This is a genomic window from Pseudoalteromonas sp. MMG033 (assembly GCF_057197785.1).
Genome location: NZ_CM170070.1, coordinates 395,181 through 418,574 on the forward strand (window position 1 = coordinate 395,181; position 23,394 = coordinate 418,574).

18 protein-coding genes are annotated in these 23,394 nt (G+C 43.3%); 12 read left to right on the top strand and 6 right to left on the bottom strand.

The genetic code is table 11. From position 1 onward, the window contains the following. Positions 1–23: 23 nt before the first annotated feature. Positions 24–923, bottom strand: coding sequence for a DMT family transporter (locus AC2CZC_RS01805; protein ID WP_484583614.1), 900 nt, complete (start codon positions 921–923; stop codon positions 24–26). Between the two features lie 377 nt (positions 924–1,300). On the opposite strand from AC2CZC_RS01805, the gene AC2CZC_RS01810 reads away from it, so the two are divergent. The 11 genes from AC2CZC_RS01810 to AC2CZC_RS01860 all read left to right on the top strand — a co-directional run bounded on the left by AC2CZC_RS01810 (position 1,301) and on the right by AC2CZC_RS01860 (position 12,396). Next, positions 1,301–1,627, top strand: a complete 327-nt coding sequence (locus tag AC2CZC_RS01810; RefSeq protein ID WP_484583615.1) for a hypothetical protein — start codon at positions 1,301–1,303, stop codon at positions 1,625–1,627. Positions 1,628–1,741: 114 nt separating this feature from the next. Next, entirely contained in the window at positions 1,742–3,133 is a 1,392-nt protein-coding gene (locus AC2CZC_RS01815; protein ID WP_484583616.1) for a hypothetical protein, read from the top strand. Positions 3,134–3,380: 247 nt separating this feature from the next. Then, positions 3,381–4,481: a GHMP family kinase ATP-binding protein gene (locus AC2CZC_RS01820; RefSeq protein ID WP_484583617.1), complete on the top strand. Its 1,101-nt coding sequence runs from the start codon at positions 3,381–3,383 to the stop codon at positions 4,479–4,481. After that, positions 4,472–5,173: a sugar phosphate nucleotidyltransferase gene (locus tag AC2CZC_RS01825; protein WP_484583618.1), complete on the top strand. Its 702-nt coding sequence runs from the start codon at positions 4,472–4,474 to the stop codon at positions 5,171–5,173. Before AC2CZC_RS01820 ends, AC2CZC_RS01825 begins: the two co-directional genes overlap by 10 nt. Positions 5,174–5,249: 76 nt before the next feature. Then, positions 5,250–5,696: a hypothetical protein gene (locus AC2CZC_RS01830; protein ID WP_484583619.1), complete on the top strand. Its 447-nt coding sequence runs from the start codon at positions 5,250–5,252 to the stop codon at positions 5,694–5,696. A 116-nt stretch (positions 5,697–5,812) separates the two neighbouring features. Further along, the gene (locus tag AC2CZC_RS01835) at positions 5,813–6,874 is read left to right on the top strand and encodes a bifunctional nicotinamide-nucleotide adenylyltransferase/Nudix hydroxylase (RefSeq protein ID WP_484583620.1); all 1,062 of its coding nucleotides are present in this window, start codon (positions 5,813–5,815) and stop codon (positions 6,872–6,874) included. A 56-nt stretch (positions 6,875–6,930) separates the two neighbouring features. Continuing rightward, the gene (locus tag AC2CZC_RS01840; RefSeq protein ID WP_484583621.1) at positions 6,931–8,304 is read left to right on the top strand and encodes a nicotinate phosphoribosyltransferase; all 1,374 of its coding nucleotides are present in this window, start codon (positions 6,931–6,933) and stop codon (positions 8,302–8,304) included. Between the two features lie 138 nt (positions 8,305–8,442). After that, on the top strand, positions 8,443–9,804 hold the full coding sequence (locus AC2CZC_RS01845) for a DNA-3-methyladenine glycosylase 2 family protein (protein ID WP_484583622.1): 1,362 nt from the start codon (positions 8,443–8,445) through the stop codon (positions 9,802–9,804). After that, a complete protein-coding gene (locus tag AC2CZC_RS01850) occupies positions 9,801–10,331 on the top strand; it encodes a methylated-DNA--[protein]-cysteine S-methyltransferase (RefSeq protein WP_484583623.1) in 531 nt (176 codons plus the stop codon). The genes AC2CZC_RS01845 and AC2CZC_RS01850 overlap by 4 nt, the downstream gene beginning before the upstream one ends. Positions 10,332–10,595: 264 nt before the next feature. Beyond that, complete coding sequence (locus AC2CZC_RS01855) at positions 10,596–11,633, top strand: GGDEF domain-containing protein (RefSeq protein WP_484583624.1); 1,038 nt, start codon at positions 10,596–10,598, stop codon at positions 11,631–11,633. 97 nt (positions 11,634–11,730) lie between these two features. Then, the gene (locus AC2CZC_RS01860; protein WP_484583625.1) at positions 11,731–12,396 is read left to right on the top strand and encodes a hypothetical protein; all 666 of its coding nucleotides are present in this window, start codon (positions 11,731–11,733) and stop codon (positions 12,394–12,396) included. A 38-nt stretch (positions 12,397–12,434) separates the two neighbouring features. Here the strand turns inward: AC2CZC_RS01860 and AC2CZC_RS01865 are convergent, their stop codons facing one another. The 5 genes from AC2CZC_RS01865 to imuA all read right to left on the bottom strand — a co-directional run bounded on the left by AC2CZC_RS01865 (position 12,435) and on the right by imuA (position 22,491). Continuing rightward, positions 12,435–16,304, bottom strand: a complete 3,870-nt coding sequence (locus AC2CZC_RS01865) for a two-component regulator propeller domain-containing protein (protein WP_484583626.1) — start codon at positions 16,302–16,304, stop codon at positions 12,435–12,437. Between the two features lie 131 nt (positions 16,305–16,435). Further along, positions 16,436–16,735: a hypothetical protein gene (locus AC2CZC_RS01870; protein ID WP_484583627.1), complete on the bottom strand. Its 300-nt coding sequence runs from the start codon at positions 16,733–16,735 to the stop codon at positions 16,436–16,438. Positions 16,736–17,315: 580 nt separating this feature from the next. After that, positions 17,316–20,384 (bottom strand): error-prone DNA polymerase, encoded by a 3,069-nt coding sequence (locus AC2CZC_RS01875; protein ID WP_484583628.1) that lies wholly within the window; start codon positions 20,382–20,384, stop codon positions 17,316–17,318. Further along, positions 20,384–21,796, bottom strand: a complete 1,413-nt coding sequence (locus AC2CZC_RS01880; protein ID WP_484583629.1) for a Y-family DNA polymerase — start codon at positions 21,794–21,796, stop codon at positions 20,384–20,386. The genes AC2CZC_RS01875 and AC2CZC_RS01880 overlap by 1 nt, the downstream gene beginning before the upstream one ends. Positions 21,797–21,801: 5 nt before the next feature. Beyond that, a complete protein-coding gene (gene imuA / locus AC2CZC_RS01885; RefSeq protein WP_484583630.1) occupies positions 21,802–22,491 on the bottom strand; it encodes a translesion DNA synthesis-associated protein ImuA in 690 nt (229 codons plus the stop codon). 133 nt (positions 22,492–22,624) lie between these two features. Between imuA and AC2CZC_RS01890 the strand changes: the two genes are divergently transcribed. Further along, on the top strand, positions 22,625–23,320 hold the full coding sequence (locus AC2CZC_RS01890; RefSeq protein WP_484584828.1) for an SOS response-associated peptidase family protein: 696 nt from the start codon (positions 22,625–22,627) through the stop codon (positions 23,318–23,320). Positions 23,321–23,394: the final 74 nt, after the last annotated feature.

Sequence of the window (23,394 nt, forward strand, 5' to 3'; positions counted from 1 at the left end):
ATAGCTCATTCATTTAATTTACTCTAAGACATCTTTTTATTGACTCTAAACAATCCGGTTACCTGCCCTCCAAACTGATATAAAGCCAAACTTGAAATTATGATGATCGTTCCCACCAATAATAATGGCGTTATTGATTCATTATTGATCTGGGCGCCTAATGTCATCGCAAGTCCTGGTGTTATCAAAGTCGTCAATGCGACTGTACTGGCTTTCATTTTTTGCAATATATGAAAATAAGCTAAAAACCCAAAGAACGAGCCAAAAATACCGAGGTATAAGGTTGACCACATCGACTTTTCACTCCAATTGTCAACATCAAATGGGGCGCCTGCCAATAACCACATAACCAAGAAACCTGGCACCGCAACAATCAAGGAGCCTAAAGTTGTGGCCATCGGGTGGATCACTATCTGTACTCGTTTTACCAAAATGCCACTGATACTAAAATTAATTGTGGCACACAAAACATATATCAGGCCTAAAGGCTCGATGTCTAATTCCTGAAGTTGGGTAAAACACACCAGAAACATGCCGACGAGTGCTAAGCCAAGTGCACATTTTTTTACCGTGGTAAATTTATCTTCCCCCAAAAGCTTCTGTGCCAATACACCAGAGATAATAGGAGCCAGCCCAAAGACTAATGAAATGACGCCAGAAGGAACCGTTTTAGATGCCAAGTATGAAAGCATCATGCCAGCTAAAATCCCTCCACCAGAGTAGGCATATAAGCGCCAAGCAGTGCTTGTCCAGTGCATTTTGACTTTACAGAGTGTCACTACGACAGCTGCGAGTATCAAAGCGATGACCATCCTCAGTAATACACTGGTAGTCGGCGCCATGGACGAACTACTCCAGACGATTGTCAACGGTGTAGTAGACCAAATTAAAACGACAAATGCATAAGACAATTGCACGGGCATTGCTATTTATCCTTATTAAAAGGACGATAAATGGGGTGAATTATTCAAGATAAGCTAACCGCATTCATCGTCGCGGTTAGAAAAGCGCTAAACCGCTACACACCTAGCCATGTGACAGAGCGCCACTTGCAATTGAGTTGTGTATTGGCAAGCAAATTCATGGTTATTTCTTATTATCCTGTGAAGTAGAATGGTTACTATGTACCCTTCCATGAAATGAGTCAATACGATTCGCAAATAAAATCTGATAACCCCTCAAAGCAATTCAGATAGACAAATAAAAGTACTCTGGCATAGCATCGCTCAGTCGTGACTTCAGAGTGATTTTAAAAATGTTATTGGCCTATATTTTAGTGATTGTATTAGTGAAGACTTCCTTGCTAGGTTTAGGAGCTATCAGTATCTTGCTCGCAATGCTCGCGGTGTTAGTCATAAAATATGCGCCCTTGAAAATAGAGCAGCAGACAAAAGGTCAATTCAACAAAATATATCTAGTGGCCCTGTTTGGGCACTTAAGCGCCTATATCGGGTTGTTCATAAAGGCGTTTTTTATCGATGGTGTTGAAGACATTCCCGCGTTTATTGTCAGCCATTTAGTGTTACACCATATTCTGTGCGCGTTGGTTGCAGGCATTACCACATTGATGGCGCTGCGCATATTCACAGCAATGCGCAACCACAAAAGCGCCACAATCACACACTAATTTATAAAAGATCATGATTGACTACCTCGCGCGTATTTTAAGCAAATCGTTCCTAAAGAAATAACAAGGTTGGCCGATTAATAGACTAGTAAATCAGATTCTAAGGATAAGGTGATGATTAACCAATTGGCCAACTCGGTTGCAGGCAGTGCACACAACTGTTCGAACAACAGTAAAAACACACCTCTCAATTCAGCAGTCAAAGATGCAGACTCAAAATATGAGTCTAATGCACTGCCCAGTGGCGATGATTATCACGTGTCATTTTCAACTTCTCAGAGCGACGATTTTGTCAACGATTTCAAAGATGACAACTTCTTTAAAGCCATACCTGACTTAGTTTCTTTTGGCTACTTCAGTGTGTACAAGGTTCGAGCTGATAATAATGAGGAAAATAAATTTCAATATGGGAAGCTCACAGAACAAAGTGATATTGATGCATTCTTAGCACAAAAGGACAGACTATCCTCAGACGGTCAAATTCGATTTTCATTCATAAAACCCTCTAAAGAATTACTCGAACTGAGCCAACGTTTGAATGACGATGAATTAGAAAAACTGGCCGAAGTCCTAACATCTGCGCCGCGCTATAATGAACACACTAAATTAATTAGCGACAACAGTGAAGACATCATCTCAACATTAAGCACATTATCAGATGATGTACTCAGTAGCTCACTGGACGTTATGGCTCATCTGGCTAAACAAAATAAAGCGTACGATAGAGCTGCGCCCTTTACACCTGAGGGACTACTCGGTGAGGATGGTATTGAAAATCCATTGCTAAGAGTTGAATACGCTCCTCTTGGAGATTCGGGGCTGAGGGACTTAAACGATTACTCTTCACATCTGATGCAATACGTTAAATTACTTGATAGCAATAAAATACAAGGCGGCCAATTATTAGAGCTCAATCAACATATTAGCCAAGGTGATTTTGCAACAAATGCTGGGATCATTGATATGGCCATAACCATCAAACCTTTTGAGCAAGACAATTTTTTTGCCATGTTACGAGAAGTGGATAAATCGAGCGCTCAGAATATTTTCGCCATGCTAGGACAACAAACAGATAAATGGGCGCATACTCAGTACTTTATGACAGAAGACCGGGAATTTGTAGTACATCACGACAAAGATACCGATGAAAGCGAGCGCAGGTATTTGCATAAAGACATCTTGGAAGCGTATGAAAATAAAGGGCTTAACTGGATGAATGAAGTCATTGAGTTCACTTTCGATACGCCAGCAGCGATGCACGGGGATATTTGGCAACAGCTTTTGCATGATGTAGAAACAAACCCTGATAAATTTCTACATTCAGACTCAGTTGAGGTATGGGCAGAGAACAATCTAGACACCATCAAGCAAAGCTTTGTGCAGCAGCAGATAGAAAAAATCTACAAATTCAACCTCGATTTATCTGTCCCGTACCAATTAGGTGAGTTGAAATACATCGAACCCGACATACAAGGTCAATCTATGAGCAACAGCATACACCCTTAACCTTTAATACGAGCTTAGGTATATCCGCATAAGCATGTCTCTAGCTTTACTGCAAAGTAAAGCGGATATATTACACTTGGCTCACTTTTTACAACAGCTTCACCCGCTCAAGCATTGACGCAGGCAAAAAAGCATGGTCAACTAGCGCCGAAAAATGACCCGATAAATAAACTCGTCGAACATCGCAAGCCCAGCTCGCTTCCAAAGTTAAGTAAGACGCCACTGAAATATCCCAAAGGTTTAACACATGAATCAAAACGACATGATACTCTGTCGCGCGCCTCTAAGATTAGGCCTTGCCGGTGGTGGCACGGATATTCCCCCCTATGTCGATTTATTTGGTGGGGAGGTACTCAATTGTACTATCAGCTTGTATGCCCATGGCAAAATAAAGCCAGGGGGCAATACTCTGAAAATACACTGTCGAACTTCACAGCAGGAGCTCGTTACAACAGCGTTACCGCACTACCCATTGACCGGTAAACTGGTTATTCAACAAGCGGTGTACTTGTATTTTATGGAGAAATATAATAATGGGCGTTTTTCTCCCTGCCAGATAGAAACATGGTGTGATACCGGCTATGGTAGCGGTTTAGGGGCATCCTCGGCTTTAACCGTGGCACTGATTAAAGGGTTTTGTCAGCTTTTTAAACTGTCTTTTTCTTCCGCTAAACTTGCCGAGACGGCTTATTTCATAGAACGAAATATATTGAAATTAAAAGGTGGATTACAAGATCAGTACGCAGCTGCTTACGGTGGACTGAATCTCTTTAAGTTTGCCAATCAGCACTCACATCAAGTCCAAAACATTGCTCTTCCAACTCAAGCAAAAATGCAGTTGGAGTCTCAAATCATATTAATTGACAGCCATATTACCCGTACTTCCGAAATAGCAATTACAACACAGTCGATAGACTCGCCATCCAATAACGCTGCCAAATTACAAAACCTAAATAAGCTAAAAGCGCTCGCTTCTCCTATGTTTCATGCGCTAGAGCACAATGATATTGCGCTTTTTTGGTCGTTATTTAATAGCGCTAGCAAACACAAACACACCCTTGGGGAGGCAGTTTTGCCTCATGCTCTAAATAATATTTTTGCTAATATTATAGGCGCTGGTGCCTTAGCTGGAAAAGTATGTGGTGCCGGAGGCGGAGGATTTATGATGTTTGCTATTCCAGAGCATAAACTCTCTGCTATAAAAGAACAATTAGGTGAGACACAAGCACAGAGTATGCGACATATTAAACTTGTTAATCACGGCGCTCAGGCACTTACATTACATCACAATGATGCCTATAAGCAGCCATTTATTGAAACAGCCAACAAGGAGTTAATATGGATGTAATAGTGCTGGTTGGTGGCCGAGGAACTCGTTTAAACTCTATTGTAAATACTGTCCCTAAGCCCCTTGCCCCAGTTGCTGGGCGGCCCTTTTTTGATATTATTTTACACAAATTACAGCATGCTTTTGGTCAGCAGCTTAACTTAGTATTTGCAACTGGTCACCTGCATCAATGCTTTGTCGATTACGCTAAGCAACATACTCACCAAGTGAATATCTCATTGAGCCAAGAGCTAACGCCACTGGGGACCGGTGGGGCCATTCGCCAAGCACTTACATATTGTAAAAGTGAATCGGTCTTAATACTCAACGGTGACTGCTATTTTGATATTTGCTATCGAGCATTTGTTGAAAGTACTCCTAAAGGTGAAATCATCAGTATCGCTAGCGCTTATGTTGATGATATCAGCCGCTATGGCGCGCTCACATTTAGTGACAATAACACCGTTATTGACTTTAAAGAGAAAGGCCAAATGGGTTCAGGCTATATCAACGCTGGTGTTTACTTAGTCAATAAAGCGCATTTGCTCGCAACAACCGATATGTCAGCATTTTCTTTTGAGCAATACCTTATGAACTTTGTCAAATCAACGCCCTTGTTTTCACAGCGGTACAATGCGGATTTTATAGATATTGGTACGCCTGAGGACTTTCACAAAGCACAATCTTTACTCAAATCTCTGCCAAGAGCATAAAGGAGAACTCGCTTCCACATTATTTGCGCAATTAGTAGTCAAACTAAAAAGACTAACCTGTTGGAGCTAATTGCCCATGATCACACACACTACGCAATCATATTCACACTCTGCACAAGCGAGTCGCCCTCAGACCACATTATCTGAGCAGCAAACAAGTACTATCAAAGAGACCTTGGAACAGTTTGACCCCGATAACTTGTCAGAAGCCGATGCACAAAGCATCGTAAACAGTTTCAGCGAGGCCGGTATTAAACCGTCAAAAGCATTAGCTGAGCAAATGTCTGAACTCGGCTTTGATGCCAAAGCCATCGGCGAACTCGCAGGCGTGCCGGCAAAGCCTCCAAAAGACAAGTCTGCTGCGCAGGTGGATTTAAAACAAGTCGTCGATTATTTGAGTGATGCCTTGTCGGAGCAAGATACCAATCAATTAAATGATGAGCAAAAACAAGCGCTATTATCTGACTTAAAGTCTCAATTTGGTTTGCCCGAAGATGGGAACTTAGTCAATCTTCATGTTTGAAATTTGAGCGCGGTTATGTCATTGTAACCTTATCGAGTGGGAACCATTCGATAATCACAACGTAAGCGGGATAGACCTGCGTCGCGTTTTACAACAACAGCAAGGGGTTTGCTGCAATGACATTACAACACGATCAAAAGTACGACTTTCTCGTATTTATTGGCCGTTTTCAGCCTTTTCATCAAGGTCACTTAGCTGTGATCCAAGAAGGATTAAGACGTGCTGAACATATCATCATATTGTGTGGCTCTGCCCACCAGCCTAGAACAGTTAGAAATCCATGGACAAGCTCTGAAAGAGAGTTAATGATCCGCGGTTCACTCACCACTGAACAAAACAATCGAGTCCACATTGCGCCTCTAATGGATACAGTCTATAACGACGACGCGTGGGTTCGTAATGTGCAAACAACCGTCAAAGGGATCATTACCGCACAGCATAAAATGCCGCACAAAACGCCTCAAGTAGGTTTAATTGGCCATAGTAAAGACCAATCATCTTACTACTTAAACTTATTCCCTCAATGGGGCGCTATTCCTGTAGATAACTATCAGTCTATCTCTGCCACGCCAATTCGAAAGCAGCTCTTTTCATCTCAAGGTGAAGATTTTTTAACTTCACAAAATGCCCAAGTGTTACCTCGCTTTGTCCGTGATACGCTAGATAAGTTTATGCGAACCGATGATTACTCAGCAATTCAAAACGAGCATGACTTCATCGAAAAATATCGTCAAGCATGGCAAAACGCCCCTTACCCGCCGACATTTGTCACTGTCGATGCGGTGGTCGTACAAAGTGGCCATGTGTTATTAATTGAACGAAAAGCACGCCCAGGAAAAGGGCTTTGGGCGCTGCCTGGCGGCTTTGTCGATGGCAGTGAAAAGCTTGTTGACGCTTGCTTGAGAGAGCTCAGAGAAGAAACTAAGTTAAAGGTCCCAGCTCCGGTATTAATGGGGTCGATTAAGCAACAACAAGTATTTGATGACCCGAATAGATCTGCACGAGGACGCACTATCACTCATGCATTTTATTTTGATTTGGCGCCGAATAAATTACTGCCCAAAGTCAAAGGCGGGGATGACGCCAAACATGCCATGTGGGTGCCGCTTGCAGAGTTAGAGCCAAGCAAATTATTTGAAGATCATTATTTTATTATTCAAGAATTAACCGGCATGTAAATGCCAATGCAGATTGGGATAGACCCAGTTGGCAAATAGATAGGAGGAACTCCATCATGACCAATATCATACTTAACGCAGATAGCTACAAAGCCTCACATTTTAAACAGTACCCAGAAGGCACTAGCCAAGTATCTAGCTACATTGAGCCTCGCGGTGGGCAGTATGACAAAGCGCTGTTTTTTGGTTTACAGATGTTCATTAAACAGTACCTAACTACCCCACTCACGCATCAAGATGTAGATGACGCTAAAACCATTTTAGAGGCTCATGGCGTGCCTTTTCATGAGGCTGGTTGGCGACACATAGTCGACAAACACCAAGGCTTGCTGCCCATCAAAATCCAAGCTTTACCTGAAGGGAGCGTTGTGCCTATCAGTAATGCATTGGTTCAAGTTATCAATACCGACCCCAAATGCGCATGGCTGACCAGCTATGTTGAAACCGCCCTACTGCGCGCAATTTGGTACCCAACCACAGTTGCAACTGTGTCTTACCACTGCAAACAAATTATTCAGCAATATTTGACTGAAACGGCTGACTCACTAGATGGGCTTGAATTTAAGCTACATGACTTTGGTGCGCGCGGCGCAACCACTGAAGAAGCAGCTGCTGTGGGTGGCGCTGCACACTTACTCAATTTTATGGGTACAGATACGCTCAGTGCCATCGTCGCTGCAAGACGATTTTATGGCGCAGCTATGCCAGGGTTTTCAATTCCTGCGGCAGAGCACAGTACCATTACAGCATGGGGGAAAAACGGCGAAAAAGCCGCGTATGAGAATATGCTCAAACAATTTTCAGGCCCAGGAAAGCTCGTCGCAGTAGTCAGTGATTCATACGACCTTTGGCATGCCATCGATAACATCTGGGGCGATGAGCTGAAAGAGCAAGTAGAGCAAACAGGTGGCACTTTGGTGATCCGCCCAGACAGTGGCGAACCTGTGGAAGTCGTTACCAAAACCATCGAAAAGTTGATGGCAAAGTTTGGCTATCGCATCAATAGCAAAGGCTATCGTGTATTACCTGATTGCGTTCGTGTGATCCAAGGGGATGGCATCGCAGAAAATAGCATTCGTGAAATTTTGCACACCATGAAAACCAAGCAACACAGCGCTGAGAATATCGCGTTTGGCATGGGCGGTGCACTGCTGCAAAAACTCGATAGAGACACCATGCAATTTGCCATGAAAGCAAGTGCCGTTAAAGTAAAAGGCCTGTGGCATGATGTATTTAAAGATCCCATCACAGATCACGGAAAACGCAGTAAAAAAGGTCGCCTCGCAGTGGTTCACGATAAGGTTAAAGGAGTGAAAACCATTCGCGAGAGTGATTTGGGCAACCGCGAGAACTTACTTAAAACTGTATTCAAAAATGGGACGTTATTAATTGAACACAGCTTTGATGAAATCAGAGCGAACATTCGCTAATACAGGGTCTAGTCACATAATGGCGTATGTCATTGTGTGACTTTTTTCTATTCAACATCAACAGTGAGTTCCGAAACTGGCCAGTAGTACAGAGTAATTCGCATATACTTATCCCATTAACGCGGAAGGACTGATTTGATGTTAGATGTAGAAATCTGTAAAAAAGCGCGCCATTCACGAGACCCACGCTTTGACGGTAAGTTTTTTATTGCAGTAAAAACCACGGGGATCTATTGCCGTACAACTTGCCCTGTGCATCCTCCAAAAGAAGAAAATGTGACTTATTTTAGTACTGCGATGTCTGCTGCACAGGCAGGGTTTAGACCATGTTTGCGGTGCAGGCCAGACAGTGCACCTGGCTCTGCACCATGGAAAGGGGTTGGCACAACATTAGACAGAGCACTTCACTTAATTGATCAAGGTGCGTTGCAACAGGGCTCCTTGCCGCAACTTGCCAGCCGGCTTGGCGTCAGTGACCGATATATCCGTAAGCTATTTAATCAGCACCTAGGGGTGTCGCCAAAAGCTTACGCGCTGTATCAGCAGTGCTTGTTCGCCAAGAAATTACTGCATCAAACTCAGCTCCCTATCACAGAAATTGCTTTAGCAAGCGGCTTCGATAGTATACGTCGCTTCAATGACTGCTTTAAAAGCCAGTTACAGCTGACCCCCACGCAAATGCGCAAACAGCAAGACCAAAGCAATTCAAACATTGCATTGACGCTTTATTATCGCCCCCCCTTCAACTGGCAAAAAATGCAGCAATTTTTGTCCAAGCGCCAAATCGACGGACTTGAATGGGTAACGGACGATAGCTATGGCCGCACCTTTTTTTGGCAAAGTTGTAAAGGGCAATTCACCGCCAAGCACTGTGATCAAAAGCATTGTTTTGAAGTAGACATTGAAATAGATGAAATCAAATACCTTAAACCTGTGGTAAACAATATCCGTCGTATTTTAGATTTGGACGCCGACTTGGGCCAAATTGAAGGAGATTTGAAAAATGCGCTGCCCAATGAGTTTACATTGGTCACTGGGCTACGATTACCCGGGATCTGGAGCTTATTTGAAGCAGGCGTACGGGCCATACTTGGACAACAAGTCTCTGTGCAAGCAGCGAAAAACTTGGTCACTCAGCTGGTACACGAGCTGGGAGAAAAACACGAAGAACAGGCTTTTTTCCCAACCCCAAAAGCAATGGCGACCAGTGATTTAGCTTTTTTAAAAATGCCCACCGCACGTAGGCAAACGCTGATCCGCTTTGCTGAGCATTTTTCACAAAACGATGTGACCGACAATGCAGATGACTGGTTACCGATTAAGGGAATTGGCCCTTGGACAGTCGCTTATGCCAAAATGCGTGGACAAAGCGACCCGGATATTTTTCTGGCTTCCGACCTTGGTGTGATCAAAGCCCTAAAATCACAACAAGCATTTGATGATAAAAAAATTTCACCTTGGCGCAGCTACCTCACTTTTCAACTATGGAGTCAATTATGAGCTTGTACACAGACTATTTTCAAAGCCCACTGGGGCTGATGGAAATAAAGGCATCTGATATCGGCGTGCGCCAACTGATATTTTGCGGGGAGCAAACGTCTGATGTGCATCCCAGCGCATTATTGCAAGAGTGTAAACAGCAATTATCTGCATATTTTGACCAGAAACTGACGCAATTTGATCTCGACCTTGACTGGCAAGGCACGCCTTTTCAAAAACAAGTCTGGCAAGCTTTAACGACCATCCCATTTGGCCAGAGTTTATCTTACTTAGAATTAGCACAGCAGCTTAATAACCCCAAAGCTGTACGCGCAGTTGGCGGTGCCAATGGACGAAACCCGATTACCTTGATCGTGCCTTGCCATAGAGTAATAGGCGCCAATGGTAAAATGACAGGTTATGCAGGAGGCGTTCTACGTAAGCAATGGCTGTTAGCCCATGAAGGCTTAATCGCTCAAAAGCCAAATGATCAAGCTATTGCACAACTAGCTTCTCAACGCCAAGCCAAAACTGAGTTTTTACAATAGGTATTCTGACAGCAAGTCTTCGACCCTTCGAACTTGTATACTGAACAATCCGCTGTATATTGGTAACAACCAAACCACAGCGGATAAGTCAAAAATACATCAACAACCTAGGTCATTGAAACACTAGGTTAGCCCTGATAATCCCCCTGTATTAACGACACAAAGAGTTATCAAATAATTAACACAAAAAACCTTTAAAGTAAGAATAAATTATATATATTTATAAGGGTGACAGTGCATAATTTATGGTAGAGAGTATGTCGCGTGCCAGTAAAAAATAACAGTCAGTATTCGCTGCGTTTAAACACCTATTTTGATGGTAAAGGCAGAGTATTTCCGCTTTTATCTTTAATCATTTTGGCGGTGTTTACCCCCTTAGCAATCAAAAACCTGATTATCGGTGAGTATGCCCTCGGTGCGCTCATTTTGATTTTTATATGCGCTTTCATTGCTGATGCGAACGCATTAATTAAAGGCCGCGCCTTGCCCATTCATGAGCATATAATTGCTACTTTGGCCATATCATGTGTCGCATTATCGCTGTTTACCTTGGGGGCTGGCACCATCTTTTGGGTATTTCCTGTGAGTATTATCATCAGCTTCGCATTTCCATTGGCCACATCCATTCTCTTTAATTGTACATTACTACTCACCGCAACCACCTATGTGTTTTTAAATTATGACATGGCAGATGCGCTGAGGTTTTTCTTTGCCTATTTACTCACGGCTTGCTCAGTTCACTTATTACTTAAACATATTGATGCCCTGCACACGCTATTAAAAGAGGAGTCAAGCAAAGACGCCCTCACAGGGGCGCTGAACAGAAGACAGCTCAGCCTTTTTTTGAAAGATGCGTTAGCAAATAAGGTGCACTACCACTATGACTCGACATTAATCATGATTGATGTGGACCATTTTAAGCAAATAAACGACGTATATGGTCACGCAAAAGGTGACGAAGTACTTATCAACTTGGTGTCTGATATTCGCAAACAGATCAGGGAAACGGATTTACTGTTTCGCGTCGGTGGAGAGGAGTTCGTCGTATTACTCCCAAATACAGATCTCAAAACAGCGCAAAAAGTTGCACAAAAACTCAGGGCAAATATCAAATCTCTTGCTCTACTGGATAATCAAACGATCACCGTCAGTTTGGGCTTATGTGCAAGTGCTGATGACCTGACACAAACAAAATGGATGAACTGCGCCGACAAAGCTTTGTATGCAGCCAAGCAGCGTGGACGCGACAGGGTTTGTCAGTACAACTTACATCACAACCGTATCGAAGACGTGGCAGCCTAACCTGATATTTACTCCCCTGATAGTCAAAATGGCTGATGTAGCGCTTCACCGAACACTTGCTATACTCAGCCCAAGACCGAAGCACAAAGGAAATACCATGAAAAAAATTTTTCTGTTCACGCTCATCTTTGCTTTTAGCTTTATTGCGCTCGCTAAAGAAGAAAAAAAAGAACTCCCGCCTTTAAACCCTGCTTATCAAGGTGAGCATGGTATGGTACTGATGAATCGCGGTTCCAAAATCTACGCCACCAACTTTGCGTCTTACAAATTACCCAGTGATATTCAAATTGTGTATCAGATTGATAACCCAGACGTCGCCTTTTTAAACCTTGTCAGAGATTCAGATCTCATCACCATTAAACCAAAGCCTTTCAACTTGCAGCGTCTAGAGCGAGGTGAAGAAGTCAATATTGTCGCCGATGTCTATGAAGGCCACTACAAACGCGACGGCTTTAAAGTGTACAGTGATCGCACCATTGTTTTTAGCAAAAAACTGTATGCACGCAAATTAAAAGATTTACCCGCAGCATCTCAATGGCAAGAGTATGACAGTATTGAGATCAATAGCTCTGAGCGGATCTACATTCATAAGTTAACCCAGCCACCGAGTTTTAATCACTTGATTTTTGTTGATTTAACCAATGCGTGTATGCAGAAATTCAAAACGTCAAAGCGCGTGCCAAAAAGCTCAGAGCTAATGTACAAATTCGTAAATTGCGGTACGTTAAAGCACCTGTATTTTGATGAAGAAGACTACCGTTAAATTGCCAGCTTTAATGGATACAAGCGAGGTCAGTTTGTTTAATCTACTGTTGAATTGCTAATAGGCAGTTTAATAACAAACTGACACCCTTGATGATGCTCACTTTGACAAATTATCTCGCCATGTAGCTTTTGCGTCACAATATTGTACACGATATGCATACCCAACCCAGTCCCACCTGCACTGCGCCTTGTGGTATAAAATGGGTCAAATACCTTTGCCAGCGTTTCTTTACTCATGCCCACTCCATTGTCAACAAAGCACCACTCGATATGTGAGCCTGTATGTTGCAAGCTAATTTCTATTTTTCCTGCATGCTTGCCCTCTTCAAAGCCATGGCGCACTGAGTTTTCAATCAAATTTGTCAGCACTTGCGCAATTGCGCCAGGGTAAGTCGACAACACAATCCCATCATCAAAGTCAGTTTCCACAACTATCTCAGTATGCTTCCATTTTGGCCTTAAGCTCATCAAGGTATCTTCAAGATATTGACCTAGATTGATCTCCCCACGCTCCTCTATTGATTGATCAACAGCAACTTGCTTAAAGTTTTTAACCAGCTGCGCTGCTCGAGATAAATTCGACTCAAGTAAGTACAAACTTTCGCTCATCACCTCAAGAAATGAGTGCAGTTTGTTTTTTGTCAGCTTGCTGCTATCAAATAACCCTTGGCATTCGCCCAGCTCTTTCATTGCATGTGAGCTCGCTGTAATACTAATACCTAATGGTGTATTGATCTCGTGGGCAACACCAGACACTAAACGCCCAAGCCCCGCCATTTTTTCCTGTTGAACCAATTGCTCTTGTGTTTGTTGAAGATTGTTATGTGCCTCTTTGAGCTGGGTGAAGGTCGCCTCAAGTTTTTCCACTGATTCCGCATTAGCCAGTGCAATTGCAGTATAGTTGGCAATGGTGCGCAGCATTTGCACATCATTGTCATTAAATGCTGCCTGCTTAAAGCTCTGTACAGTGATGCAGCCAAGTACTTGTTTGTCAATAAGCAGTGGCAAGTAAATTAAAGACTCTGTATTAGCCCCGCTCACAGGGGCTGCCACATACTCCACATACAGCTTTAATTCTTCCACGCGGTTGACGACCAATTCACTCTGGTTATTGATACACCAAACCGCTGGACGACGTAAATCGGTCAATGCATATTCAAAAGGCGGCAGCTTTTCTCCCTGCTCTATCGCCAATTGACATAAAATTCGCTGACCTGGCGCATCTAAAATCCCCACCACAAAGACATCTGCATTCATTAACTCGTTAACATGCTTATAGACCCGTTCAAGCACAGAGCCTAAATGTAAAGTCGAAGTGATCTCCTGGCCGATTGTGCCGAGCATAGATATATTTTCTGTACGAGATTGCACCAAGGAATCTAGCTCAGCTTGCTGCTGTTTAAGCTCTTTCACTCGCCAGCGATAAAAGCCATACAGCCCGAACGCAAGCACAGTAAATAACAGCAGTTTAATCCAAATCGTTTCGAACCACTTAGGCTGCTGCACAATAAGTAAATCGATTTGATGCTCGCTCCATTTTCCTTTGCGATTAGTGCCTTTTATGTGCAAATGATAATTCCCCGGCGATAGTCGGGTATAAGTAATACGGCGTTTAGATGCATCGGTATAAATCCATTTTTCATCAAACCCCTCCAGCTTATATGCGTACTGATTATGCTCAGGTGCAGTGAAATCCAAAGCGGCGAATTCAACAGAAAAACTCTTTGTATCAGCAGGCAAAACCAGTTTCTCAGGGATAGGAACGGCTTGGTTATTGACCTCTAATTCACTGATCACCAGCTTAGGTTGATATTGCCAGCTTTGCCAAAGCGATGGACGCAATAATAATATCCCTTTTGTGCCACCAAAAAGCATGGTGCCATCGCTAAGCTTAATGTAAGAACCTGTCCACATGGTACCTACATCCCAATCATCTGCTCGCGCTAAATTTTGCCATGTGCCTTGATCAGGATCTAACCAGCCATAGCCATTCCAGATCCGTCCTTGCGCGTCTTCAAGCAAATTACCGGCAGTACCCACAGGCCTACCAACCAGGGTGTTTAACGACTCAAATTTTGCAAAGCGACCATTAAAAATAACCAAGCGATCTAAACCATGCGGTGTGGCGACCACCAACCTTTTTTGACTATCCAAAAGTAAGCTATTGATATAGTTATCGGATAAACTTTGAGTTGTACCCGCTTCAGAACTTACCTCGAGCACCTTTTCCTCACCAATAAATATCACTAACAGGCCATTGCGCGTGCCAACCCAAAGCCTGTCATTGTGATCATATACAAAGCTCAAAATCGACTTTCCGGTAAATAATTCACTGCCAGAAAAGTGAGAAATATCCTCGACTTGATTGGTATGCGTATTTATCAATACCACCCCTTCTCCGGTCCCAACCCAAAGCTTATCGCCCGGCGTCTCCTGCAAGGTCACGATTTGTATACTTGGCAGACCCTCAGCAGTGGTGTAACGATAAAAGCGCTGCTGTGAAAAATCGTAGCGATGCAACCCCTTATTTGTGGTGCCAGCCCATACGCTGCCGTCACGTGTTTGGCGCATCACACGGACATAACCTTCCGACAGTGCTTTAGGGTTGTCAGGCTCAGGTCTAAAGCCGCCAACCACGCCAAACTCTGGTGAAATAATATCGATGCCCGACTGCGCTGTGCCAACCCAAATTTGACCATTACTCAGCTCTACAAACCCTCTCACATCTTCATGTGTCAGTGTATGTTGTCTATCAAGGCCACGGACAAACTTTCTAAACGCTTTATTTTGCGGGTTATAACGGCTTAGTCCACCTCCCCATGTCCCCGCCCACACTACGCCAGAATCATCGACTAACATGGCGCCCATGGTATCAAGTGGAATACTGTATTCATTTAAGGGCTCATGGCGAATGTGTCTTTTCACTGACGTAGATACCGCATCCACCACAGTGATGCCGCCACCAGAAGTTCCCAACCAGATCTCATCTGCTGCAGGCTGAACAATTCCATTAACCCAATGATGACTGAGTGATGCAGGATCATTGGGCTGATGTACTACCCACTGAATAACGTTCTTCTCGCCACCCAGTCTCGCAGCACCATCATCTGTTGTCCCTACCCACACAGCGTGATCTTGAGCTAAAAAGAGCCGAAATACATTTTTGCCGTTAAACTCCTCATAAGTTTGCCCTCTTAATACCCTCTGATTGGCTGTAGATATATGGGAAAACCTGTCCGGTAAAGTGATCTTGCAAAGCCCCAACTGTGTGCCAAGCCATAAAGTATGTGTTTGTTCCAAAAGCACTGAACGCATGCGGGTAGTCTTTAAAGGCATATCGCAACCCACAATGTTATCAAGCCTTGTTACTTCGCTGGTTTCACTATTGATAAAATTTAAACCGTCATTGCTGGCGACAAAAATATTGCCTTGGCTATCGCCTGTTATTGCACGAATATTGTTATTTGAAAGGCTATTGTTATTAGCAGGATCATGTTTAAAGTGGCGAAATTGCTCTGTTTCAGGGTCAAACACCGAAACGCCGTCAGAAAAGGTACCAACCCATACTTGACCATTGTGACCAGCCCACAAAGCTCTGACAAAATTTCCAGGTAAAGATAAGGAGTCTTCAGGACTGTGCCCAAAGCGTTTAAATCGATATCCATCATATCGGATAAGCCCAAACTGCGTGCCTATCCAAATAAATCCGTGACTATCTTGCACCATGGCGGTGATCACCCCTTTCGGGATTGTTTCACTATCTCCGACATGTTGAAATATTAACTCCCCCAGATCAAAAAATGAGGGGGCCTCTAGATGTGAGTTATTATGTTTATGTGCGATGACATTAGATGAAAAGTACACACTAAGTGCAATAAATAGATAAGCAAAAATCCGAAAGGTCACACTGGCGTTCACTGCAATATCCGCTTGAAAAGTTCAACGAAGGTAAAGCTCGCACAGTCATTGAGTATAGATAAGGGATGGAAAGTTGAAAAGAAATCAGCAGACAGAGATGGTATATGAATGATTGCAGGTTAATCTAAGCCACTGCCACCCTTGTCTATCACAAGAAAACCCAATAAGCGATATAACAAACGTGAAATCCAAATAAAGCATTCAACTGGAAACAGAACTATCGCTTCAAGAATATCTAACGCAGTACTGCCTTTTTCACGGTTTTCACGCTTTGGCCAGATAAAATATGCGCTCACAAAGCTAATTGGGACTAATAAACAGAAAATAAGATTAAAACCTGCCGAAAAAAGAATATAAAGTGCCACAATCGCAACAACAAAAAGCATCGTTGCCACCACTTCACGAATGAAATCAGTCATAGTTATATTCCTTATATAAAAAATTAGCGCTTGAGCTGACAAGACGCAATAAAACGAATCCCTTCGTTTTAATCAATATTCGAGTCCTGCCGTTTTACGCCATACACGAATCCTGCCGTTTTACGCCATACACGAATCCTGTCGCTTTACGCCATACACGAATCCTGTCGCTTTACGTCATACACGAGTCCTGCCGCTTTACGTCATACACGAGTCCTGCCGCTTTACGTCATACACGAGTCCTGCCGCTTTACGCCATACACGAGTCCTGTCGCTTTACGCCATACACGAGTCCTGTCGCTTTACGTCACAAACGAATCCTGTCGCTTTACGTCACAAACGAATCCTGTCGCTTTACGTCACAAACGAGTCCTGTCGCTTTACGTCACAAACGAATCCTGTCGCTTTACGTCACAAACGAATCCTGTCGCTTTGCGCTAAATGCGACTCCTACCGCGTAATACTAATAAGAGCTCTCTCATTACATTAAATAAACGACCTTGTTTGATTTAAAAAACGCAATAAAAAACGCAATAAAAAACAAAAAATAACACGCTACTGAAATTAATTTTGAAAAAGTTTAATGAAAGTTCCTAGACTTGCTTTCAAAGCCTTGCAATAACTGGCTTTGGTCAATCAACCTGCCTGCAATAACATGGATAACTTCCCCTTCCTTTTCTAAAATTCCTTTAACTTCTAATAACTTTGCTCCCAAATAAGCCTGCTTTTGAGCCCGCGCAGTGCCAGCCCATACCACAACATTAATATTTCCCGTATCATCTTCAAGAGTAAAAAAAGTCACGCCCGCTGCGGTTCCAGGAGACTGCTTGCCGGTGACAACGCCTATTACAGTGACCAAGCTTTTATGCTGTTTTTTACAAAGCGCATTCATGCGCGTAAACGCATTCAGTTTGCCTTGCTCATCCAGTAAAGTGATCGGGTGTTTATTTAAGCTAACCCCAGTTGATGTCTGATCTTCCAATAAATCCTCAAATGCGCTTGGCGTTTGAATCTGCGAGGTTTGCAGCAATGGCAAGTCACTAAAAAGCGGCAGTGTCGTTTCATGGTTCATCAACTGCCATCGAGCTTGATATCTATTATCACTAAATTGTTTTAACGCATTGGCCGATGCAAGACGCTCAAGAGTGCCTTTATCTACCCCTAGCTCACACAAGCTCCGGACACTGGTAAAACCCTGTTTAGGCCGTTCATCCACTATCAAGGTTGCCATTGTTTGATTCAGCCCTTTCACTACTCTAAGCCCTAATTGAATCGCCCATCGCCCTTCAAACTGGCAAACCGTATGGTCATAACTTGATTGATTCACGCAAACAGGAAGAACTGTGACATGGTGACGCTTTGCATCCTGAAGCAGTTGCGACGCGCTATAAAATCCCATCGGCAAACTGTTGAGTAAAGAGGTATAAAACATGGCCGGGTAATAATATTTAAGCCAAGAAGACGCATACGCTAGCACAGCAAAAGAGGCCGAATGACTTTCAGGGAAACCATATTCTCCAAATCCGCAGATCTGCTCAAAAATACGCTCCGCAAACTGATGCTCATAGCCTCGCTCAGTCATACCTGTCAATAACTTATCTTTAAACTGCATCAGCTCACCGGTTTTTTTCCATGACGCCATCGCCCGCCTTAACTGGTCAGCTTCCCCCCCTGTAAATCCGGCTGCCACCATAGCTAGCTTGATCACTTGCTCTTGAAAAATAGGCACTCCCAAAGTCCGTTCCAACACAGCCTTAACCGCCCTTGATGGGTAAGCGATTTTCTCTTCACCACGACGACGCTTTAAATAAGGGTGCACCATATCACCTTGAATTGGCCCAGGTCGCACAATGGCAATTTGCACGACCAAATCATAGTAACAACGAGGCTTTAACCTCGGGAGCATGCTCATCTGCGCACGAGACTCTATTTGAAATACCCCCACAGTGTCTGCTTTTTGTATCATCTCATAGACTTTGGGGTCATCTTGTAACCGAGTCAGTTTTGCAATACTCAAACATTGCTCGGTGTGTTTTTTAACTAACTCAAATGTTTTTCTAATCGCGCTGAGCATACCCAGTGCCAATACGTCCACTTTGAGCAGGGCAAGGCTTTCTAAATCGTCTTTATCCCATTGGATCACAGTACGCTCAGGCATAGATGCATTTTCAATCGGAACCAGATCATGCAAAGGGCCTGCAGAAATCACAAAGCCACCAACATGCTGGGATAGATGTCTTGGAAATCCCATTATTTCATTGACCAGTTCAATAAACTGCGCACCTTTTAACGAGCCAGGCTCAAGACCTAATTCAACAATTTGCGCCTGCCAACTCAGCCCACGGTCACGGCGATTAACATTTTTAATAAAATATGTCAGTTGCGATTCGCTTATCCCCAGCGCTTTACCCACATCGCGCACAGCGCTTTTAAAGCGATAAGTGATCACTGTCGCGGCCAATGCAGCCCGTTTTCGACCATATTTTTGATAAATATATTGAATCACTTCTTCGCGCCTTTGATGTTCAAAGTCAACATCAATGTCCGGCGGCTCATTCCTCTCTCGACTGATAAAGCGCTCAAAAAGAACTGCCACTTGGCGAGGGTCTACCGCAGTGATCTCCAGGCAATAACACACAACTGAGTTCGCTGCAGATCCTCGCCCTTGATATAAAATACCCTGTGCTTTAGCAAACATCACAATGTCATAGATCGTCAAAAAAAAGTACGGATAATCGAGCTCTTCTATTAAATCCAATTCTTTTTCTATGGTCAGGGCAATGTCTTTGGGTACTCCTTTTGCAAATCGGCGTTTAATACCCTGCTCAACCAGCTCACGCAGGTAATCCATCGCCGATTGGCCTTTTGGTACCAACTCGCTCGGATACTGATACCGTAACTCATCCAGACTGAACTCACATAACTGGGCTATTTTGTTGGTTTCAGCCAGCCATTGCGGTTTAAATAACTTCGCGATTTTGTCTTTTGCACGCATCGCGCGCTCACAATTAACCAATAACTCCGCTTTGCTCTTTTCAACACTTTGATTTGCTTTGATAGCTCTTAAAACATCTTGTAGTGGCTTTCTTTTTGCAACATGCATGAGCACAGCCCCCACCGCACACACAGGCAAATCAAACTGCTCAGAGAGCATTTCGCAGTGCTGGGTATATCGTTTTTCAAGATTGCTTAACTCTCTTTGAACACCAATCCAAGTGCGTTTTTGGTGATGGCGAGTAAGTAATTTTCCCCACTCCTCATCTGCTTTATTACCTGTCGGCAACCACAAAATGAAGCAGTGTTTTAATGACAATAAATCCCACTTTTCAAGTTGATATTCTCCTTTGCTCGCTCGGCGTCTGGCATTGCTAATCACTCGGCATAATTCGCTGTAAGCGACTTTATTTGGACAAAGTAATACAACCTTGAGCGACTCAAAACGCAGCACACTGCCCACAATCAACTTTAAATTAAGCTCAGTGTTTTTAATTAAGGTATGTGCTCGAACGACTCCCGCTAATGAGCATTCATCGGTGATCGCCAACGCTGAATACCTTAGAAAATGTGCTTGCTTGACAAGCTCTTCAGGGTGAGAGGCTCCCTCCAAAAAAGAAAAGTTGCTCTGGCAAAAAAGCTCTGAGTATTGCATCAGCTAAATATCCCATGTATGAACCAGCGCTTTTGCCTATCTCTGAACACCCATAGCAGTCTAAACTGCATGTCTTGTGCTACAAAATAATCTCGTTCAATGTCATCACCATCCCACCAGCCAGTAGAGATCCGCTCCGGTCCTTGAAGTAAAATCACCTTATCATTGAGCGGTTGAATTTCATTGAACAACAAGTTGGGTCTCAGCAGTGGTGTAGTGTATTCAGATGGCTTTGCAGGCGCTGCATTTAAAACGGGTTCACTTCGGACTGTGGCATACTCAGGGCGAGCATCAGGTGTGGTTTGAATACCAAATACAGACTCTTCGCCTAATTTTGCTTGTAACATAGAGAGCAAACCTGCACGTGTCATAGTGCCGATGCGCTCAGAAAATAAATCATCACTGTGCGCCTGTGGCTCACAGAATGTATCCACCTTTAGAGCCACCGCTTGTAACGGCGCTGATAATTGCGTGCGCGCCAATACCAACTGACATAACTCTTGCCATTTTTTTGCTCGATACTCTCCATGCGCACAGCCGATGGTTAAACAAAGCGGTTCGATATCTCTTTGCATTAATACTAATTCGATTGATGATGTCAGCTTATCGCGCAATTTTAAAAATACTTCTAGCTGTTTTAATAATTTAAATAGAGGCTTTATCAGATGATCAAGGTTTTCTAATTCATACAACAAGGTGACCTCTCGTTCAAATACCTCAGGTGGCTGATAAAACTCGACCGGGTGATGCAGCTTGCCTTGCAGTCGGCCAATATACTGCACCAATTCATTATCAAAACGCCGCCCCAGTTCAACCAAAGGGAGTTCAAAGAGGGCTTGCACTGTGTGTATACCAACTCGATTAAGTTGTTGCTTTTGACGTTCACTCAATGAAAGCGACGAAATAGGTAATTTACCAAGCTCAGTTGCCAGTTGTACCCGGTCGTCACAAAGCCGATTAAAACCCGATTGTGCGAGTAACTGAGCCGCCAGTGGTGAATAACCGAAGCTGTAGTGATACTGAACATTTTGCGTTTCAAGGCGGGTTTTAATAAGTTGCCAATAATGTGCTAAATCAGTATGTAAAGGCAGCATGTTAGACACTTTGAGCAATAAACCACAGGGCGTCGAAATATGAATTTCAGCGGTATCTAAATACAACCACTGAGCCAGCTCTAGCAATCGTTTTTGCTCATAACAGGCTTTAAATTCATACACATTTAATGACGTACTCATTGATGAAGCAGCACCTAGCCCCATCCCTTGCTTCACACCAAGTTCATGAGCTGACACATCTAATTGCACAACCGTATTGTTACTACCGGACACAATAATGGTCGGTGGGAGCTGATCATCTTGAGCTAACAAACCATCTAACTGTAACTGAGGAAAGTGTAAATAAAGCCAAAGCACCGCAATTACCTGCTACCACTGTGCTTAAACGGCAATACCTGCCCATGCACAGATTCAGAATGGCTAACAAGTTGCGGCCAAAGTAATGACCATGCGAGCGTGATATTCGGTTTTGCCCATCCCCCTTTTAACTTATTTACTTTGATATTTAACCCTGCAGAGCTCGGCACCAGCTGCATAGATAAACTGACAGGCAGTGCGCCACCTTGCACCATGCTATGACGTAACAGACAACACATGCTTTGCCCAGTTTGCGCACTCAATAACAAACGTTTTGCTTGATGGATCTGTACTTCTTGGTGCCATAACAGCACACTGCTGCACACGCCACTTTTTAAACATTGCTCAGCCGCCCAAAGTGCTTCAATAGGATCGGAAGTGGTCACCCCCCATATTAATTCTGTGGGTATATTTTGATGTATCAATGCATGTGCATTCACTTTAGCTGGCGGGTTTATCATCACACACAAACGTGTTCGCGAACGAATAAAAGGCAGGAGTAATTGCAGCTCACCAATGCCTGTTTCGCTTTGCATATCCACTACTCCAGGGAAAGGAAATCCACCATCAAGGTGATTATCTAAGGCCTCATAGCCTGTGCTGTGCTTTTCACTCACGCATTGAGACAAAGGCGCGTTATCGGTGCCTTGCCAAACAAGATTCTGATGCTGTAAAAAATCAATTAAATTGGCCATATCACACACTTTACTGTATATATATACAGTATCATAGATCATAACTAAAAGTGCAAGTATGATCATTTTTTATCATTCACCGCTAAACTCAAGTGAGTATCACTGATGTGTAAAGTGGAGATGAGGAGTGAGTATGTGTGGCCGACTCAATATCACTGACGACCCATTTGTGATCCAAGTTCTATTGGATTTAGGCATTGAAAACCCAGCAGAAAAAATACAGTTTTCACGATTCAAACGGGCGACAGATAAGATAAGTATCCTATATCAAGAAAATAATCAGCATCTGCTCAGCGATGCCATTTGGTGGTTGTTGCTATCAGAAACGGCGACAGGATTTAAACCTTCAAAATACACGTCTTTTAACAGCCGATACGATAAGCTCAATGTGAAAGGCAGTGCAGCATACCACTCATATAGGTACCGCCGCTGCATTGTGGTAGCAAAAGGGTTTGGTGAAACCCAATATAGACATGGAAAACCAATCCATTATCATGACTTTCAAGCGCATAATGCGGCATTGTGCTTCGCAGGATTATATAAAAAGTGGCTACACCCAGTGACAGGTGAATACACTTTTTCTTGTTCAATTATCACTCTTCCACCTCACCCAAAACTCACACCATTTCACGACAAAGCCAGCCCATTGATATTGCCTCAACAACCTGAGATCTTAAATAAATGGTTAGATGAGCACTATCATGAAGTCAGTGCTTTTTCTCCTCTACTCACGCCATACCTGCCACAAAAACTGATTGCTCAGCAAATTGATAAACCAAGTTTGTATAACCCAGTCAGCGAAGAAATTATTATCGAACCTGATAGGTAACCCCTATTAACTAAATAAAAAACAGGCTCCTCCACCAAAAAAGCAATACTAAAATAGTATTTTTATTTCAAATT

Excerpts from the sequence above, each read along its gene's own strand:
- AC2CZC_RS01805 (WP_484583614.1), bottom strand. The coding sequence starts at position 923 with ATGCCCGTGCAATTGTCTTATGCATTTGTCGTTTTAATTTGGTCTACT.
- AC2CZC_RS01815 (WP_484583616.1), top strand. The coding sequence starts at position 1,742 with ATGATTAACCAATTGGCCAACTCGGTTGCAGGCAGTGCACACAACTGT.
- AC2CZC_RS01820 (WP_484583617.1), top strand. The coding sequence starts at position 3,381 with ATGAATCAAAACGACATGATACTCTGTCGCGCGCCTCTAAGATTAGGC.
- AC2CZC_RS01825 (WP_484583618.1), top strand. The coding sequence starts at position 4,472 with ATGGATGTAATAGTGCTGGTTGGTGGCCGAGGAACTCGTTTAAACTCT.
- AC2CZC_RS01830 (WP_484583619.1), top strand. The coding sequence starts at position 5,250 with ATGATCACACACACTACGCAATCATATTCACACTCTGCACAAGCGAGT.
- AC2CZC_RS01835 (WP_484583620.1), top strand. The coding sequence starts at position 5,813 with ATGACATTACAACACGATCAAAAGTACGACTTTCTCGTATTTATTGGC.
- AC2CZC_RS01840 (WP_484583621.1), top strand. The coding sequence starts at position 6,931 with ATGACCAATATCATACTTAACGCAGATAGCTACAAAGCCTCACATTTT.
- AC2CZC_RS01845 (WP_484583622.1), top strand. The coding sequence starts at position 8,443 with ATGTTAGATGTAGAAATCTGTAAAAAAGCGCGCCATTCACGAGACCCA.
- AC2CZC_RS01850 (WP_484583623.1), top strand. The coding sequence starts at position 9,801 with ATGAGCTTGTACACAGACTATTTTCAAAGCCCACTGGGGCTGATGGAA.
- AC2CZC_RS01860 (WP_484583625.1), top strand. The coding sequence starts at position 11,731 with ATGAAAAAAATTTTTCTGTTCACGCTCATCTTTGCTTTTAGCTTTATT.
- AC2CZC_RS01870 (WP_484583627.1), bottom strand. The coding sequence starts at position 16,735 with ATGACTGATTTCATTCGTGAAGTGGTGGCAACGATGCTTTTTGTTGTT.
- AC2CZC_RS01875 (WP_484583628.1), bottom strand. The coding sequence starts at position 20,384 with ATGCAATACTCAGAGCTTTTTTGCCAGAGCAACTTTTCTTTTTTGGAG.
- imuA (WP_484583630.1), bottom strand. The coding sequence starts at position 22,491 with ATGGCCAATTTAATTGATTTTTTACAGCATCAGAATCTTGTTTGGCAA.
- AC2CZC_RS01890 (WP_484584828.1), top strand. The coding sequence starts at position 22,625 with ATGTGTGGCCGACTCAATATCACTGACGACCCATTTGTGATCCAAGTT.